The organism is Isoalcanivorax pacificus W11-5, from assembly GCF_000299335.2.
GTDB classification, from domain to species: Bacteria; Pseudomonadota; Gammaproteobacteria; order Pseudomonadales; family Alcanivoracaceae; genus Isoalcanivorax; species Isoalcanivorax pacificus.
In genome coordinates this window covers 4,122,877-4,138,587 of sequence record NZ_CP004387.1, presented here as the reverse complement: position 1 = coordinate 4,138,587, position 15,711 = coordinate 4,122,877, and the positions used below count along the sequence as shown (strand labels likewise).

The 15,711-nt window shown below is 64.0% G+C and carries 16 protein-coding genes; 10 read left to right on the top strand and 6 right to left on the bottom strand.

Going from position 1 to position 15,711, the window contains the following annotated elements; genetic code table 11:
* Window positions 1–148 precede the first annotated feature (148 nt).
* The 4 genes from S7S_RS18545 to gdhA all read left to right on the top strand — a co-directional run bounded on the left by S7S_RS18545 (window position 149) and on the right by gdhA (window position 4,552).
* Complete coding sequence (locus S7S_RS18545; protein WP_035203607.1) at window positions 149–1,483, top strand: ATP-binding protein; 1,335 nt, start codon at window positions 149–151, stop codon at window positions 1,481–1,483.
* A gap of 12 nt (window positions 1,484–1,495) precedes the next feature.
* Entirely contained in the window at window positions 1,496–2,410 is a 915-nt protein-coding gene (locus tag S7S_RS18540) for a response regulator (RefSeq protein WP_008734431.1), read from the top strand.
* 31 nt (window positions 2,411–2,441) lie between these two features.
* On the top strand, window positions 2,442–3,143 hold the full coding sequence (locus S7S_RS18535; RefSeq protein ID WP_052269283.1) for a M48 family metallopeptidase: 702 nt from the start codon (window positions 2,442–2,444) through the stop codon (window positions 3,141–3,143).
* A gap of 62 nt (window positions 3,144–3,205) precedes the next feature.
* Complete coding sequence (gene gdhA / locus S7S_RS18530; protein ID WP_008734435.1) at window positions 3,206–4,552, top strand: NADP-specific glutamate dehydrogenase; 1,347 nt, start codon at window positions 3,206–3,208, stop codon at window positions 4,550–4,552.
* Window positions 4,553–4,571: 19 nt separating this feature from the next.
* On the opposite strand, the gene S7S_RS18525 is transcribed toward gdhA, so the two are convergent.
* Complete coding sequence (locus tag S7S_RS18525) at window positions 4,572–5,240, bottom strand: alpha/beta hydrolase (RefSeq protein ID WP_008734437.1); 669 nt, start codon at window positions 5,238–5,240, stop codon at window positions 4,572–4,574.
* Between the two features lie 161 nt (window positions 5,241–5,401).
* Between S7S_RS18525 and S7S_RS18520 the strand changes: the two genes are divergently transcribed.
* From S7S_RS18520 to S7S_RS18510, 3 genes are read left to right on the top strand one after another with little or no spacing between them, the layout of a single operon-like run.
* On the top strand, window positions 5,402–5,797 hold the full coding sequence (locus tag S7S_RS18520) for a TA system antitoxin ParD family protein (protein WP_008734438.1): 396 nt from the start codon (window positions 5,402–5,404) through the stop codon (window positions 5,795–5,797).
* Window positions 5,794–6,387: an ATPase gene (locus S7S_RS18515; protein WP_035203611.1), complete on the top strand. Its 594-nt coding sequence runs from the start codon at window positions 5,794–5,796 to the stop codon at window positions 6,385–6,387. Before S7S_RS18520 ends, S7S_RS18515 begins: the two co-directional genes overlap by 4 nt.
* Window positions 6,388–6,446: 59 nt before the next feature.
* On the top strand, window positions 6,447–6,953 hold the full coding sequence (locus S7S_RS18510) for a YbaY family lipoprotein (protein ID WP_052269282.1): 507 nt from the start codon (window positions 6,447–6,449) through the stop codon (window positions 6,951–6,953).
* Window positions 6,954–7,149: 196 nt separating this feature from the next.
* On the opposite strand, the gene rapA is transcribed toward S7S_RS18510, so the two are convergent.
* The 3 genes from rapA to S7S_RS18495 form a co-directional block, all read right to left on the bottom strand.
* Entirely contained in the window at window positions 7,150–10,023 is a 2,874-nt protein-coding gene (rapA, locus tag S7S_RS18505; RefSeq protein WP_008734444.1) for an RNA polymerase-associated protein RapA, read from the bottom strand.
* A gap of 174 nt (window positions 10,024–10,197) precedes the next feature.
* Window positions 10,198–10,599, bottom strand: coding sequence for a HopJ type III effector protein (locus S7S_RS18500; RefSeq protein WP_008734445.1), 402 nt, complete (start codon window positions 10,597–10,599; stop codon window positions 10,198–10,200).
* Window positions 10,600–10,617: 18 nt separating this feature from the next.
* Complete coding sequence (locus S7S_RS18495; RefSeq protein WP_008734447.1) at window positions 10,618–11,013, bottom strand: hypothetical protein; 396 nt, start codon at window positions 11,011–11,013, stop codon at window positions 10,618–10,620.
* 77 nt (window positions 11,014–11,090) lie between these two features.
* Here S7S_RS18495 and S7S_RS18490 point away from each other — a divergent pair, with 77 nt between their 5' ends.
* Window positions 11,091–11,372, top strand: a complete 282-nt coding sequence (locus tag S7S_RS18490) for a GIY-YIG nuclease family protein (RefSeq protein ID WP_008734449.1) — start codon at window positions 11,091–11,093, stop codon at window positions 11,370–11,372.
* Window positions 11,373–11,443: 71 nt separating this feature from the next.
* On the opposite strand, the gene cspE is transcribed toward S7S_RS18490, so the two are convergent.
* On the bottom strand, window positions 11,444–11,647 hold the full coding sequence (gene cspE, locus S7S_RS18485; RefSeq protein WP_008734451.1) for a transcription antiterminator/RNA stability regulator CspE: 204 nt from the start codon (window positions 11,645–11,647) through the stop codon (window positions 11,444–11,446).
* 391 nt (window positions 11,648–12,038) lie between these two features.
* On the opposite strand from cspE, the gene S7S_RS18480 reads away from it, so the two are divergent.
* Together S7S_RS18480 and S7S_RS18475 are read left to right on the top strand one after the other, a co-directional pair.
* Window positions 12,039–13,472, top strand: coding sequence for an NfeD family protein (locus S7S_RS18480; protein ID WP_008734453.1), 1,434 nt, complete (start codon window positions 12,039–12,041; stop codon window positions 13,470–13,472).
* Complete coding sequence (locus S7S_RS18475; RefSeq protein ID WP_008734455.1) at window positions 13,469–14,209, top strand: slipin family protein; 741 nt, start codon at window positions 13,469–13,471, stop codon at window positions 14,207–14,209. The genes S7S_RS18480 and S7S_RS18475 overlap by 4 nt, the downstream gene beginning before the upstream one ends.
* A gap of 76 nt (window positions 14,210–14,285) precedes the next feature.
* Here the strand turns inward: S7S_RS18475 and S7S_RS18470 are convergent, their stop codons facing one another.
* Window positions 14,286–15,662, bottom strand: coding sequence for a WS/DGAT/MGAT family O-acyltransferase (locus tag S7S_RS18470; protein ID WP_008734456.1), 1,377 nt, complete (start codon window positions 15,660–15,662; stop codon window positions 14,286–14,288).
* Between the last annotated feature and the right edge of the window lie 49 nt (window positions 15,663–15,711).

Sequence of the window (15,711 nt, the reverse complement as noted above, 5' to 3'; positions counted from 1 at the left end):
GGCCGGGCTGCAAGTTGCCCCGCATTGCCAGACCACCGCGCTGATGTGTCCGCTCAGGGGGAGCGGCGGCGCGATGTGGATAATAACGCGACCGCCGCCGCGCGCCCGGAACGCCCGTGGCCGGCCGAAGCCGATGACAGGCCGTTGCATGGCTGGTAACCGCTCTACATTCCGTGTCCGTGACCTGGTCATGCAGGTCCACCCGATCCCGCCGCAGATGCGCGTCACCGACGTGGCGGATCTGTTTCTGGCCGAGGCCTGCGCCAACCTGCTGTGTCTGCCGGTGGTGCGTGACGGTGTGCCGCTGGGGATTGTGTCCCGCTACGACATCATGCGCATCTTCCTGCGCCAGTATGGCCGTGAAGTGTTTGGCGCGCGGCCGATAGAACGGTTCATGAACAGCGCGCCGCTGCTGGTAAATGCCCAGGCCGAAATCGAAACCGCGAGCAGTTATGTGCGCGAACATATGCGGCTGCCCATCACCGAGGATTTCGTCGTGGTGGAAGAGGGCCGTTACCTCGGCATGGGCATGGTGACCTCGCTGCTGGAAAAAATGGAGCAGCGTGTCGCCGCGCGCGGGCAGGCCCTGGTGCGTGCCAACCAGCACCTGAAAGCCTCGCAGGCACACCTGGTGCAGTCGGAAAAAATGGCCTCGCTCGGCCAGATGGTGGCCGGCGTGGCGCACGAGATCAACACGCCGCTGGGCTACGTGCGCAGCAACGTTGAACTGGCGCGGGACTTTTCCCAGCGCACCGCCACTGCACTGATCGCCGGCGGCAATCTGGTGCGCACCTTGCTGGATGAGCGCGCCACCGATGAAGAAATCGGGGAACACCTGGCGGTGGCCACCACTGAACTGGAGGCGGTCGCCGAGACCGGTATCCTGGACGAGCTGGGCAACCTGTTCGATGACACCCTGCATGGCCTTGGCGAAATCAGCGAACTGGTGGTGAACCTGCGTAATTTCAGCCGCCTGGATCGCGCCCGGGTGGACCGGGTGAACCTGAACGAATGCCTGGAAAGTGCATTGACCATTGGCCGCAACCTGATCAAGCAGAAAGCCGAGGTGGTGCGCCACTATGGCGATCTGCCGGACGTCGAATGCGCAGCCTCGCAGATCAACCAGGTGCTGCTGAACATTCTGACCAACGCCGCCCAGGCCATCGATGAATTCGGTGAGATCGCCGTTGCCACCCGCGTGCTGGGTGAGCAGGTGGAGATCAGCATTCGCGACAACGGTTGTGGCATGCCGGAATCGGTGCGCGCACGCATTTTCGATCCCTTCTACACCACCAAACCGGTCGGTCAGGGCACGGGCCTGGGACTGTCCATTTCCTACCAGATCATCGAACAGCACGGTGGCGCCATTGAGGTGAACTCGACACCCGGCGAAGGCACGGAATTTATCCTGCGCCTGCCGTTACGACAGCCCGATGCTGTCGAGGACAGTGTGGCGCTGGAAGACATGCCGGAAGCCGGCTGACGGAGGAAGACCATGCAGCAGAAAGCAACGGTACTGTTTGTGGATGACGAGGCGCGCATCCTGCGCACCCTGGCGCTGGCCTTCGGTGCCCGCTATCGGGTGCTCACCGCCAACAGCGGCCGCGAGGCAATCGACCTGCTGCGTGACAATACCGTGCAGGTGGTGGTCAGCGATCAGCGCATGCCACAGATGACCGGCGTCGAGGTGCTGCGCCAGGCGCGCGACATGCAACCGTCGGCGATGCGTATTCTGCTGACCGGCTATGCCGAACTGACCAGCATTGTCGGCTCCATCAACGACGGTGAAATCTTCCGCTATGTGCAGAAACCCTGGCAGCTCGACACGCTGCGCGACACCATCGCTGAAGCGGTGGAGATTGCCCGCCAGAGTGAACAGCCGGAGGAGCCGGTCCTTGAGCAGCAGGAGAAGGAAGCCGGCGGCATCCTGGTACTGGATCGCACCGCCGACCTGTTCGAACTGATCCAGGCCAGTGAACCGGGGCGTCCGGTCTACACCGCCGGGACACTGGATGAAGCACTGGCGCACATGGCCACCCACCCGCCGGCCCTGCTGGTGACCGACCTGCAACTGCCGGAAGGTGATATTTCCGATGCCCTGCGCCTGCTGAAAGCCAGGCAACCCGAGCTGGTCACCATTGTTGTCACCGCGTTCCGCGACACCAGCCACCTCATCCGACTGATTAACCAGGCCCAGGTCTACCGGGTGCTGCCACGGCCGGTCAGCCGCAACATGTTGCTGCGCAGTATCGACAGCGCGCTCAAGCACCATGCGCTGCTGCGCGCCCGCCCGTCTCTGCTGCAACGGCACAAAGTGGAGGCCGCCGACGATATCCGCGTCGACAGCCGGGCCGCCGGCCGGGTGCGCAGTTATCTCGACCGGTTGCGCGGGCGCCCGGCACCGGTATAGCACCTGCCGGTGTCATTGCTATACTGCGGCCATGTCGCCGCCCTCCGGTTCCAGCGCACCTGTTTCCTATACCGTGACACGCTCCAGGCGTCGGTCGCTGGAGTTGCGCGTGTTCCCGGATCACCGCATCGAAGTACGCGCGCCCCTGCGGACCCCGGACCAGGACATCGCCGAGTTTGTCGACAGCCGGCGCGACTGGCTGCAACGTACCCTCACGCAGCTGGCTGAACGGCCACCCCCGCTGCGGCTGGCACTGGTGGACGGAGCCCGGCATCCGTTCCTGGGCCGCCCGGTCACACTGCGCCTGGCACGGGGGCCGTCCGAGGCGGTGTTGCGGCAGGATGAACTGTTCATTACCGCGACCTCACCGGAGCGGGCCGCCGCACAGCTTGATCGCTGGTATCGCACGCAGGCGCGGCAGCATTACGAAGCAGAAATCGATCGCCATTTCCCTTTCTTCGCCGCCCGGGGGCATGCCCGCCCTGTGTTGCGTATCAAGCAGATGAAAAGCCGTTGGGGCTCCCTGTCCCGGCGCGGCTATATCAATCTCAATCTGGCGCTGATCAGGCTGCCAATGCCATGCCTGGAATACGTAGTGGTGCACGAGCTCTGCCATCTGGAGCAGATGAACCACGGCCCGCAATTCCATGCCTTGATGGATCAACGCCTCCCGGACTGGCGCGCCAGGCGTCAGCTCCTCAATCGACTGCCCGCGATCGAGCTGACCTTCTGACACAGTACGGCCCGTTCGCGTTACCCCTTTGTTACCCCCTGATTCACCACCTGGAGAACATAATGGTTGCAAGCACGGAGACACTCGATGCGCTGCTCGAGCAGGCGCGGCGCCGGGACCCGGACCAACCGGAATTCCATCAGGCAACCGGCGCCGTACTGCGGACGCTCTGGCCGGATATCCGGCACCGGCAGGAACTGTTCGAGGCCGGCATCCTTGAGCGCCTGCTCGAGCCGGAACGCGTGATCCTGTTCCGGGTGCCCTGGGTGGATGACCAGGGCCGGGTGCAGGTCAACCGTGGCTACCGGGTGCAGATGAACAGCGCCATTGGCCCGTACAAGGGCGGGTTGCGATTCCACCCCTCGGTGGACCTGGGCATCCTCAAATTCCTCGCCTTTGAGCAGACCTTCAAGAACGCACTGACCACGTTGCCGATGGGCGGTGGCAAGGGCGGTGCGGACTTTGATCCGAAAGGGCGCAGCAACGGTGAAGTCATGCGGTTCTGCCAGTCGTTCATGAACGAGCTGTACCGGCATATCGGACCGGACCTGGATGTTCCCGCCGGCGACATCGGTGTGGGCGCGCGCGAGGTGGGTTACCTGTTCGGACAGTACAAGCGCCTGCGCAATGAATTCACCGGCGTGCTGACCGGCAAGGGGTTTGCCTGGGGCGGCAGCCTGCTGCGGCCGGAAGCGACCGGTTACGGGCTGGTCTATTTTGTCGAGGAGATGCTCCGGGTGCGTGGCTCCGGCCTGGAAGGGCTGCGCGTGGCCATCTCCGGCTCGGGCAATGTGGCGCAGCACGCGGCCGGGTTGCTGGTATCACAGGGCGCGCGGGTGGTGACGATGTCCGATTCCGGCGGCACGGTGCACAACCCGGCCGGCTTCACCCAGGCACAGTGGCAGGCGCTGATGGTACTGAAAAACGAAAAGCGCGGCCGTATCAGCGAATGGGCAGAGCAGTTCTCGATGCGTTACCTGCCCGGGGCCCGCCCCTGGGGGGTGGAATGTGATGTGGCGCTTCCCTGCGCGACCCAGAATGAGCTGGACAAGGCAGATGCCGAGCAGTTGCTCAGGCAGGGCTGCCATTGCGTTGCCGAAGGCTCGAACATGGGGTGTACCGCCGAGGCGGTCAGCTACCTGCGCGATGCCCGGGTGCTGTACGCGCCGAGCAAGGCAGCCAATGCCGGCGGGGTGTCCGTGTCCGGTCTGGAGATGAGCCAGAATGCGCTGCGCCTGAACTGGAACGAGGGCGAGGTGGACGAAAAACTGCATGCGATCATGCATGCCATCCACGGCAGTTGCGTGAAATATGGCCGCGAGGGCGACCATATCGACTATGTGCGGGGCGCCAATGTGGCCGGCTTCATCAAGGTCGCAGAGGCGATGCTGGCGCAGGGTGTGGTTTGATCCCCCGACAGCGGCTGGCTCAGGCCAGCCGCTGTTGTAGCCACTGGCTGATATCGCGTACCTGCTCCAGGCACACCTCATGCTCCATCTCGTAACGGCGCAGTGTCACCGGATAGCCCAGGTCCCCGAGGCGCTCGGCGGCGCGTGCGCCGAGAACTTCCGGCACCACCGGGTCGCGGGTGCCGTGGTGGATGTCGATCGGCAGTGCCGCGTTGGCAGGGTGCCGGTGAACACTGTCTGCGGTGGCGAAGTAGGTGGACATGGCCAGCAGCCCCGCCAGACGCTGTGGATAACGCAGCGCCACCTCATAGGCCACCGCCCCGCCCTGTGAGAAACCGGCCAGCACAATCCGCTCCGCCGGGATGCCCCGTTCACGTTCGCGCTCGATCAGCGCAGTGACCTGATCCGCCGAGGCGCGCAGCCCGGCGTCGTCGATACGGCGATCAATGTTCATCTCCAGGATGTCGTACCAGGCAGGCATCACCAGCCCGCCATTGATGGTGACCGGGATGCGGGGGGCATGGGGAAACAGGAAACGCACCGGCAGCGAATCGGGCAGGGCCAGGGCGGGCACGATCGGCTCGAAATCATGGCCGTCGGCACCCAGCCCATGCAGCCAGATGACGCTGGCAGTCGCGGCGGTGGTGGCAGAGACAGGTTCGATTTCGACGCAGGAGAGCAGGGACATAACGACTTCCAGCCTGTGGATAAGTTTGTGAGTAACGGGTGCGCCCCGGGTGGATGGGCTGTGTGTAATGGCCGGGCAGTGTAGCAGAGCCTCACACTGGCTTGCGTTGCAGCAAAATGCTACATTTTCCTGCATTCCACTACGCAAGAGAGGTAACGGCCATGGCCAGCCCGATGCGACTTGATGATGCCCTGATCCGCGATGCGGAGGCGGAAGCCCGCCTGAACCGCCGCAGCCTGCCGAAACAGATCGAATTCTGGGCCGACCTCGGCCGCCGCATGGCGCGTCTGGTGTCGCCGGAAGACCTGATCCGCATTCAACTGGGCCTGGGCCGGCTGACCATCGAGGACACGCGCTCGGTGAGTGCCGAGCCGGAGGATGTGTTCGCGTCGGTGGATACCCTGCGCGAACGGGGCGAATTGTCGGCCGCCGTGACCCGCGCGCCGCTGGCCTACCAGGCCGTACCGGGGGAGCCGGGTGTGCTGGAACAGATCAGCCGCGATGGACGCCGTGTACGCGGGCGGTTCATCAACGGCGAATTCGTGCCGCAGGGATGACGGCCGCTGCTCGACAGCTCTGGTTATTGGCCGGCGGCAACGGTGCCGGCAAATCCACCTTCCACCGTCTGTTTCTGGCGCCGCGCGGCGTGCAGTTCGTCAACGCCGACGAGATCGCCCGGCTGTTGTGCCCGGAAGCACCGGAAAGCGCCAGCTACGATGCGGCGGTGATCGCCGGGCACTTGCGCGAAGACCTGCTGCTGCGCGGCGTGAGTTTCTGCTTTGAAACGGTTTACTCGCACCCCGGCAAGATTGATTTTGTCGCGCGTGCGCGCAGCTTTGGCTACCGGGTCATCCTGGTCTATATCCATCTCGACGATCCGCTGCTGCATCTGGCGCGCGTGGCGCAGCGGGTCGACGAAGGCGGCCACACGGTGCCGGCCGAGAAAATCCTGTCACGCCTGCCGCGCACCCTCGCCAATGTGCGCAACACATTGCCGCTGGCCAGCGAAGTGCATCTGCTCGACAACAGCCGGCTGGACCAGCCGTTCCAGCGGTTGGCCACACTCCGGGACGGCACGCTGACGCTGCACCGGCCCCCGTCGGACTGGCTGGCCACGCTGTTGGCGGACTACCTCGATCAGGCTTGAGCCGCCGCGTCCGCCGCCGCATGATGGGTCTTCCATTGAGCACAGGGAGTTCCGGGAAGATGGACGTTTCGCATCGATTGCCGCGCACACTGACGCTGGCCCTGCTGGCCAGCCTGCTGACACTGGCCGGCTGCGACAAGCCGGAAGACAAAAAAGCCGCCACCGAACCGCCGCCGGCCACTGCGCAGGAGGCAGAGGTCAGCGGCACGCTGATCTACCGCGAGCGCGAAGCGCTGCCGCAGGATGCCCGCATTCATGTGCAGTTGCTGGATGTATCACTGATGGATGTGCCGGCCACCGTGCTGTCGGAAAAGACCTTCAGCAGCGACGGACGCCAGGTGCCGATTCCATTCACCCTGACCTTCAAACCCGCCGGCATCGATGCACGGCATCACTATGCCGTGCGCGGGGAAATCCGGGATGCTGACGGCCAATTGCGCTGGACCACCATGCAGCAGCATCGGGTGGACCTGTCCGCCGGCAGCCCGCCGCCGGTGGAGCTGATGCTGGGCAAGGTCACTTCCGGCGAAGAGCGGGTGCCTGCCGAGGAAGTGCTTGAAGAGTAGGGTGGGTTGAGCCAAAGGCGAAACCCACCGTGTCCATGTCCGTTATTCACTCCCGCAAAAACATCGAAACTACCCTGCTTTGGAGGTGGGTAGTTTCGCTGTTTTATGGACGAGTAGTTCCGCTGTTTTTGTGCGAGCAGTGTGCGGCATGGACACGGTGGGTTTCGCCTTTGGCTCTACCCACCCTACGCCCTACTCACTGGCTGGCGACGATTACCCGCACGGCGGCAAGCTGACACCGGGCTTCGGCGAGGTGTTGCGCCAGCGCCTCGGTCTGCCGGTCGATGAAATCGATCTCTTCCTGGCGGATGGCCGGATTGCGCGCCTGCAACTGCAGCAGCCGATTGCGTTCGGCGGCCTGCGAGGTCTGCATGGTTGCGCGCGCCTCATCAATGATCGCCTGTGCCCGGCCATTGACGCGTTGCTGGTCCGTCTGGAGCAGTTTTTCCAGCAGGCTCTGCTGGCTTTCGATCACCTTGCGGGCCAGCGGCTTTTCCATCTTGTGGCACTGCTTGCTCAGGCCATCGTGGCTGATCGCCTGGCTGAGATCACGCCCCTGGGCGTCGATCAGGCTGCGCAGCAGCGTAGTGGGCAGAAAGCGTTCGGCCTGCAGGTGGCGTGGCGCACTGCACTGTACGCTGTACAACGCTTCCACCAGCAACGTGCCCGGTTTTACCTTCGGGTTTTTCAGCAGCGCCACGCTGGCCTTGCCACGATCCTCGCCGAGCACCAGTTCAATGGCCCCTTCCACCATCGGGTGTTCCCAGGTCAGGAACTGGATATCGTCGCGGCTCAGGGCGGTGCCACGGTCGGCGGTGACAGTGATGCCTTCTTCCGGCAGCGACGGGAACGGCTCCAGCATGTGCGGGCCGGGCTTCAGAATGCTGGCGTGGCGCGAATGTTCTTCCACCTCGACGCCGAAACGCTCGAACGCCATTTCCATGAAACCCATCGGCGGTGTGTCGTCGGCATCCGCCAGTTGTGAGATCAGGGCCTCGGCCTGTTCGGGATTGTGCGAGCTGAGTTCCAGCAGCCGGTCGCGGCCGGCATCCAGCTGCGCCAGCAGCGTTTCGGTCAGCTGCCGGGTCTGGGCGATCAGCGCGTCCACCCGGGCGCTGTCCTGCGGTGCGGCCAGTGCCGCCGCCAGGGCATCTGCAGTGCCTTGCAGGATCTGCGTGCCGGCGGGATTGGTGCGGGTAAAGGCGTGCATGCCCTCGTCGTACCAGCGGAACAGCACTTCCTGCCCGTGGCCGGCAAAATGCGGCACGTGAATCTGGATGTCCTCGCGCTGGCCGATACGGTCCAGGCGACCGATACGTTGCTCCAGCAGGTCGGGATTGCGCGGCAAATCCAGCAGCACCAGGTCGTGGGCAAACTGGAAGTTGCGGCCTTCGCTGCCGATCTCGGAACAGATCAGCGCCTGGGCGCCGTCTTCCTCATCGGCGAAATACGCGGCGGCGCGGTCGCGGCTGATGATGTCCATGTCCTCGTGGAACACGCTGACGTTCATGCCCAGCTTGTAGCCGCACCAGGCGTGCAGGTCGGTGGCGGTTTCCTTGCGGGCACAGATCACCAGCACCTTGCGGCCGCGCTCGCGGCGCAGGAAATCGGCCAGCCAGGTGACACGCGGGTCTTCGGCGCACCAGGTGTCGTCGCGGAACACGCTTTCCGGGTGCAGCAGGTCGTCCGGGTGGGTCGGGTCAAAATGGATCGGCCCGTACATGGCCGGGTAAGGCAGCGCCACGCCATGCACATGGCGGGCGGGAAACCCGGCGATATGCTTGCGCGTGTTGCGGAACAGCACGCGGCCGGTGCCGGAGCGGTCCAGCAGTTCGCGCAGGATCTGTTCGCGATGCGCCTCTTCGATGGGCACGTCCGGCACGTGCTGCGCCAGCGCCTGCTTCAACGTGGCGGACCACTGTGCTTGATCCACCATTTCAGCGGCGATGGCGGCGATGGCCTGATAGTTCTGCTGTTCCTCGCGGAACGCTTCCAGGCTGTGGAAGCGGTCCGGGTCGAGCAGCCGCAGACGGGCAAAATGGCTTTCCAGGCCGAGCTGCTCCGGGGTGGCCGTGAGCAGCAGCAGGCCACGGGCGGCGGCCGCCAGACGCGCGACGCGCTGATAGGCTTCGCTGGGGGCGTCGGGGCGCCAGTCCAGATGGTGCGCCTCGTCCACCACCAGCAGGTCCCATTCGGCGGCGGCGAGCAGATCAATGTCGCAGCTTTCCAGAAAATCGGTACTGCACAGGATCAGCTGTTCGCTCATGAACGGGTTCTCCCGCTCATCCGGTGTGTCGCCCTGTTCCTCGACGATCAGGCGCGCCAGCATGTCCTTGATGCTTTCCTCCGGCTGCAGCGCGGCCAGCCGTTCGCGGTCGAAGATGCTGAAGTGCAGATTGAAGCGCCGCACCATTTCCACGAACCACTGGTGGACCAGTGGTTGCGGCACCACGATCAGCACACGCTGCGCACGGTGGGTGACCAGTTGCTGATGCAGGATCAGGCCGGCCTCGATGGTCTTGCCCAGGCCCACTTCATCGGCCAGCAGCACGCGCGGTGCATAGCGGCCGCCCACTTCGTGAGCGATCCAGAGCTGGTGGCCGATCAGGTCGATGCGCGGACCGCGCAGGCCACGGACCGGTGAATTTTCCGCCTGCGCCCGGGCGTTCAGTGCGGCCACGCGCAGGTTGAACCAGTTGGTGCTGTCGAGCTGCTTGGAGAACAGCCGGTCGGTCACCGCCGAGAGTTCCACCTGATAGCCGAGCTGGCTTTCCGGGACCTGCCGCAGCGCGCCCGGATCGTCCTCCGGCGCCGCACGATAGATCAACAACTGCTCCACCTCGACCGCTTCGTGCACGATCAGTCGCTGGCCGTCCTGGGTGTGGATCGTGTCACCCGGTGTAAACGCCATGCGGGAGAGGGGGGCATTGGTCTTGGCGTAGGTACGTTCTTCCTCGCAGGCGGGATAGAACAGGGTGACGAGGCGATAGTCGAGATTGACGACGATCCCGAGGCCCAGCTCGGTCTCGGTTTCGCTGAGCCAGCGCTGGCCAATGGCAAATTCAGTCATGAAGTCCGGTGCTGTGTGGGCCGGGGAAAAACAGACTCCCGGCGTGAATGTCAGTGGCAGGCGTGGCGGGCACGGCCTGAGCATCAGCCCCGATCCGTGTCGGGTGCGGCGGATTATACGGGCATTCGGGGGGTGGCCGCACGCCGCACCGGGTGGCCGGGTGCGGCGACGCGATCAATGCAGTTTGCGGGGCGTGAGCGGATTGCCGTCGAACTGGATACCGGCCCAGCCGTGGCGCATGAACACACGGATATTCGGGTGGTTCTTGCCGTTGAGCTGGTCGAGCACATCGTCGCGGTAGAAGCGGCCAAAGCAGGCCAGCGTGCGCGCAGTGTTCAGTTCGTGCCGCTGGGCGAAGGCAAAAATACGGCATGAGCCTTCATTTTCACCGGCGGCGTTGATCACCTGGTCACCCTTGACGCCATTGATGAAGCGGGTAGGGGTGTAGTCATAATGTGCGTCGATGATCGCCATGACCTGCTCGAACTCGACCTCGTTGGGGCGGGTTTCCAGCAGTTGCAGCAGCGATTCTTCGGTCAGTGCTGCGGTGTCGGACGTTGCGTCAGTTGCATTCATAACAGTCTTTCGCCTTTGTCACGGTGCGCTCTGCCCCGTTGCCGGCGCCCCCTGGGCTGGCATCAGCGGGTTGCAGTCACGCAGTATCACCCGGCCCTCGAGCAGATTGCCTCGGGCGTATTCGCTAAATATACATATATTGCGTTGCGGATCGTAGTTCTGGATCCACAGATTGTCATCTTTCCAGGTGGCACCCATGTGCATCTGGCCCGCCGGGATGCTGATCGACATGGAGCCACCCCAGCGCTTCACGAACATCTGCTCCAGGTAGAAGTAATAGAGCAGTGTGCTGGCCGCTACCAGAATGACCGCAATCAGCAGCGCGGGTTTCCATTTGCCGAGCCGGACCCCGAAACCGAACAGCAGGGCAAACACCAGCGTGGCGACCAGTAACCAGTAAAGATAGGAAATCATGCCTGCAATCCCTGATGGCAACACAAGCGCTGATGATAGCATGGTGTCCCGTCGGGACGGTGAAGGGTCGTTAAAAGATGGTGGCGAAAACGCCGGAGATGGTGTGGTTTGTGTATATCCTGCGCTGTGCAGACGCCAGTCTGTACACTGGCATTACCAACGATTTACAGCGCCGCCTGCTGGCGCACAACAACGACGACCGTAGCGGCGCACGCTACACGCGGGCGCGACGGCCGGTGGAACTGGTCTGGCACGAACAGCATGCTTCCCGCAGCGATGCACTGCGTCGTGAAGCGGCCATCAAGCGCCTCAGCCGGGCCAAAAAGCTACACCTGCTCGGCGCTGCCGACGAGCCTTGAGAAGCTGTTTCCCGTGCACAAAAAACCCCACCGGGGGTGGGGTTTTTTGTCAGCGTATCACCAGAGGGTGATCAGCCAGGGGTAACGTTAGCCGCTTGAGGACCTTTCGGACCTTGCTGGATTTCATAGGTCACTTTCTGACCTTCCTGCAGCGTCTTGAAACCGGTGCCCTGAATCGCGCTGAAATGTACGAATACGTCTGCGCCGCCGTCGTCCTGAGTAATGAAGCCAAAACCCTTGGACTCGTTGAACCATTTAACAGTGCCGGTAGCCATTGAATCTATACCTCAGAAAACCAATCAATTCGTGTGTCGCGTGCAGTCTTCGGGGTTTGGGGGTGTTGAGGAGGTAACACAGACGGGAACGACCAAAACATCCACTGCCTTCCTTCTGCAGCTTTAGGCACCTTACGCCGTTTCCCTGGGGCGCGCCAGTATTTTTTTGCAGCCTCGCCGGGGCCTGCAGCGAGGTGCCGGAGTCGGGGCTATCTCGTTGAGCCGAAAGGTAAATTGTTGTTCAGCCTGGATGGGTGACGGGCGCCGGGCGAACATATCCGGTGGCACTGTGTCACACTCACACGGGTGGCGACGGGCGAAAATCGGGACCTGTCGCCGCGCCGGCACCGGGCCGTCATGCCTGCCGGCGCCTTGCACAGGAGGGCGAGACGTGGCTGCACATTCCGCTTCGAATATCCGCGCGCCGGGCCGTCGCTGGCGGGCTCTCGGTGCACTCACCTGTCTGGTGCTGGGCGGCCTCATGAGCCTGGCGTCACTGGTTTCCACCGGCGCAAGCCAGCGCGCTCCGGTGGTGGTGCTCGACATCGACGGGCCGATTGGTCCGGCCACCAGCGACTACCTCTCCCGCAGTATGGACAGCGCCCGCGACGAGCACGGCGCGCAACTGGTGGTGATCCGCCTGGATACACCCGGCGGGCTCGACAGTGCCATGCGCGACATGATCAAGGTGATCCTGGCCTCGCCCGTACCGGTGGCGGTCTATGTCAGCCCCGGCGGCGCACGTGCGGCCAGTGCCGGTACCTACCTGCTTTACGCCAGCCACATCGCCGCGATGGCGCCCTCGACACACCTGGGCTCGGCGACGCCGGTGCAGATCGGCGGCATGCCCGGCCAGCCGGAGCAGCCAGAAGAGGACGGCGAGACGGACGACGATGGCAAGCGCCGTGGCGGCACCGCGATGGAGCGCAAGGTGCTGGAGGATGCGGTGGCCTATATCCGCAGCCTGGCGGATTTGCGCGGTCGCAATGCCGAGTGGGCCGAGCAGGCGGTGCGCGATGCGGTGAACCTGACCGCCCCGGAGGCGCTGGCGCAGCAGGTGATCGAATATGTCGCCCCCAGCCTGGATGATCTGCTGACGCAGCTTGATGGCCGGGAAGTGGCGCTCGACGACGGCACGCGCACCTTGCAAACCGCCGGGGCCGCTGTGGTGACGCTGGAACCGGACTGGCGCAACCAGCTGCTGTCGGTGATCACCAATCCCAACATTGCCTACTTCCTGATGCTGGTCGGCTTCTACGGCATCATTTTCGAGCTGGCCAGCCCCGGCAATATCTACCCCGGTGTGATTGGCGCCATCTGCCTGGTGCTGGCGCTGTACGCCTTCCAGGTGTTGCCGGTGAATTACGCCGGCCTTGCGCTGATCCTGCTGGGGGTGGCGTTCATGGTGGGCGAAGCCTTCATGCCCAGCTTCGGCGCGCTCGGGCTGGGTGGCGTGGTGGCGTTCGTGTTCGGTTCGGTGATCCTGCTGGACGACGCGCACCTGCGCATTTCATTGCCCCTGATCGGCGGCCTCGCCCTGGTGTCCGCCGGCTTCATGCTGTGGACCCTGACGCGCCTGCTGCGCTTGCGGCGACGTCCGCCGCAGACCGGGGAAGAGGCGCTGATCGGCCAGCTGGCCACGGCCCAGCATGATTTCGACGGCGAGGGCCGGGTGCGCCTGCTGGGCGAATCCTGGCTGGCCCGCGCGCCGGGCCCGGTGCGCCGGGGCGACAGATTGCGGGTGCTGGCCGTGGACGGCCTGCACCTGAGCGTTGAACCGGCCGGTGCCTCCGCACCGGCGCCGAATGAGGAGAACAGACCATGATTGCCTATCTGATTCCGATCCTGTTTGTGCTGGGCCTGATCGCCCTGTCGGTGCGCATCCTGCCCGAATACCAGCGTGGCGTGGTGTTCTTTCTCGGTCGTTTCCAGGGCGTGAAAGGGCCGGGTCTGATCGTGGTGATTCCCGGTGTCCAGCAGATGGTGCGTGTGGACCTGCGCACCATCACGCTGGATGTCCCCAGCCAGGACGTGATTTCCCGCGACAACGTCACCGTGCGCGTGAACGCGGTGCTGTATTTCCGCGTGGTGGACCCGAACAAGGCCATCATCCAGGTGGAGGATTACTACAGCGCCACCAGCCAGCTCGCGCAGACCACCCTGCGCTCGGTGCTGGGCAAGCATGACCTGGATGAAATGCTGTCCGAGCGCGACAAGCTCAATATCGATATTCAGGAAATCCTGGATGAGCAGACCGACAACTGGGGCATCAAGGTGCAGAACGTGGAGATCAAGCACGTCGACCTGAACGAAAACATGATCCGCGCCATTGCCCGCCAGGCGGAAGCCGAACGGGAGCGGCGCGCCAAGGTGATTCACGCCGAAGGTGAACAGCAGGCCGCCGAAAAACTGGTGGAGGCCGCCAACATCATGAGCGCCACGCCGGGCGCCATGCAGCTGCGCTACCTGCAGACCATGAGTGACATGTCGAACAAGAATTCATCCACCATCGTGTTTCCGCTGCCGATGGATGTGATGGAGATGTTCAGGAAGAAATCCTGAACAGGACGGTGGGCGACGCGCCGCGAGCGATTAGCTAAAAGCCTTTTGCTCGCGGCCTGTGCCGCCCACACCGCGCTCACTTCAGATTGGCCGCCACTTCCAGCTCGCGCAGCCCGTGTTCCAGATAATCAAGCAGGCGCTGCATCGACGGCAGGGTGCGGCGGCAGCCGATAAAGCCGAACTCGAGCTGGTCGACGTAACTGGTCAGGGTGATGTTCAGGGCGATCTGGTTCAGCGCGATGGAGACCGGGTACATACCTTCCAGCTTCGCGCCGTTCCAGTACAGCGGCTCCTTCGGGCCGGGTACGTTGGAAATGATCACGTTGAACGCACGCCACTCCGGTGCCAGGCCGGTCAGCAGGTTCAGGCCGGTGGGCGCCATCATCAGCGCGGTCAGGTTGAGGATTTCTGCCGGCGTCATCTGCTTGTAGCGGCATTTGGCTTCTTCCACCGACGCCTTGATCACGCGCAGGCGGTTGGCCGGGTCGGCGATATGCGTGCCCAGGTTGGCCAGGATCATGGCGATCTGGTTGCCGCCGGCGCTGTCGTCCTGGCGCAGGTTCACCGGCACCATGGCGATCAGCGGCTTGTCCGGCAGCGCATTCTGGCTGATCAGATACTCGCGCAGCGCGCTGCCGCACACGGCCAGCACGATGTCGTTGAGGGTGCAGCCGAACACCTTGCTGAGGGCCTTGAAGCGGCTGGTGTTATAGGACTGCGCCGCAAACCGCCGGCTGCCGGTGATGCGCTGGTTGATGATGCTCTGCGGCGCCTGGAAGATCGACACATAGTCGTCGTCGCTGCGCGCCTTCTGCGTCATCTGATAGACCTCGCGCGCCAGCGCCGGCACGGTGGCGATCTGCTTGCTCAGGCCGGCGGTGAGCCGCGCCAGGCCGCTGACGGCGGCCACCGGGTTGGCGGTGAGCTGCATGCGTTCGCGGCGCTTGGGAGTGTTGGCCCAGACCGGCGGCAGGTCACGCTCGTTCGGGTCCGGCGACAAGGCGCGCATGCCCATGCGCATGGCGGAAATACCGTCCACCACCGAGTGATGCACTTTGGTGTAGAGCGCGAAGCGGCGGCCCCGGATGCCTTCGATCAGGTGCGCCTCCCACAGCGGGCGCTCCCGGTCGAGCAGGTTGGAGTGCTCGGCGGACACCAGCGACAACAACTCACGAATCCGGCCGGGTTTCGGCAACGCTTCGTGGCGGAAATGGTGGTCGATATCAAACTGCTTGTCCTCGATCCAGAAGCTCTGTCCGAACCGGGTGAACAGCCGCTGGTTGAAGGGCGCCACCGGGCAGCAGTAGTCGCGCATGGACTGGGCCAGCTCGCTGACATACTTCGGCCCTGCGTCCTCGGGGAAGCTGAACAGTTGCAGGCCCGCCACATGCATGGGCTGCTGGCGGCCTTCCAGCCAGAGAAACAGTTGATCGACCGGGCTGAGCGCTTTCATCAGAGATCCTTCTGCTATCGTTATCGCTGATCGTGTTGTCGCGGTTTTA

Coding starts and splice junctions, on each gene's coding strand:
- S7S_RS18545 (WP_035203607.1), top strand. CDS start 149: ATGGCTGGTAACCGCTCTACATTCCGTGTCCGTGACCTGGTCATGCAG.
- S7S_RS18540 (WP_008734431.1), top strand. CDS start 1,496: ATGCAGCAGAAAGCAACGGTACTGTTTGTGGATGACGAGGCGCGCATC.
- S7S_RS18535 (WP_052269283.1), top strand. CDS start 2,442: ATGTCGCCGCCCTCCGGTTCCAGCGCACCTGTTTCCTATACCGTGACA.
- gdhA (WP_008734435.1), top strand. CDS start 3,206: ATGGTTGCAAGCACGGAGACACTCGATGCGCTGCTCGAGCAGGCGCGG.
- S7S_RS18525 (WP_008734437.1), bottom strand. CDS start 5,240: ATGTCCCTGCTCTCCTGCGTCGAAATCGAACCTGTCTCTGCCACCACC.
- S7S_RS18520 (WP_008734438.1), top strand. CDS start 5,402: ATGGCCAGCCCGATGCGACTTGATGATGCCCTGATCCGCGATGCGGAG.
- S7S_RS18515 (WP_035203611.1), top strand. CDS start 5,794: ATGACGGCCGCTGCTCGACAGCTCTGGTTATTGGCCGGCGGCAACGGT.
- S7S_RS18510 (WP_052269282.1), top strand. CDS start 6,447: ATGGACGTTTCGCATCGATTGCCGCGCACACTGACGCTGGCCCTGCTG.
- rapA (WP_008734444.1), bottom strand. CDS start 10,023: ATGACTGAATTTGCCATTGGCCAGCGCTGGCTCAGCGAAACCGAGACC.
- S7S_RS18500 (WP_008734445.1), bottom strand. CDS start 10,599: ATGAATGCAACTGACGCAACGTCCGACACCGCAGCACTGACCGAAGAA.
- S7S_RS18495 (WP_008734447.1), bottom strand. CDS start 11,013: ATGATTTCCTATCTTTACTGGTTACTGGTCGCCACGCTGGTGTTTGCC.
- S7S_RS18490 (WP_008734449.1), top strand. CDS start 11,091: ATGGTGGCGAAAACGCCGGAGATGGTGTGGTTTGTGTATATCCTGCGC.
- cspE (WP_008734451.1), bottom strand. CDS start 11,647: ATGGCTACCGGCACTGTTAAATGGTTCAACGAGTCCAAGGGTTTTGGC.
- S7S_RS18475 (WP_008734455.1), top strand. CDS start 13,469: ATGATTGCCTATCTGATTCCGATCCTGTTTGTGCTGGGCCTGATCGCC.
- S7S_RS18470 (WP_008734456.1), bottom strand. CDS start 15,662: ATGAAAGCGCTCAGCCCGGTCGATCAACTGTTTCTCTGGCTGGAAGGC.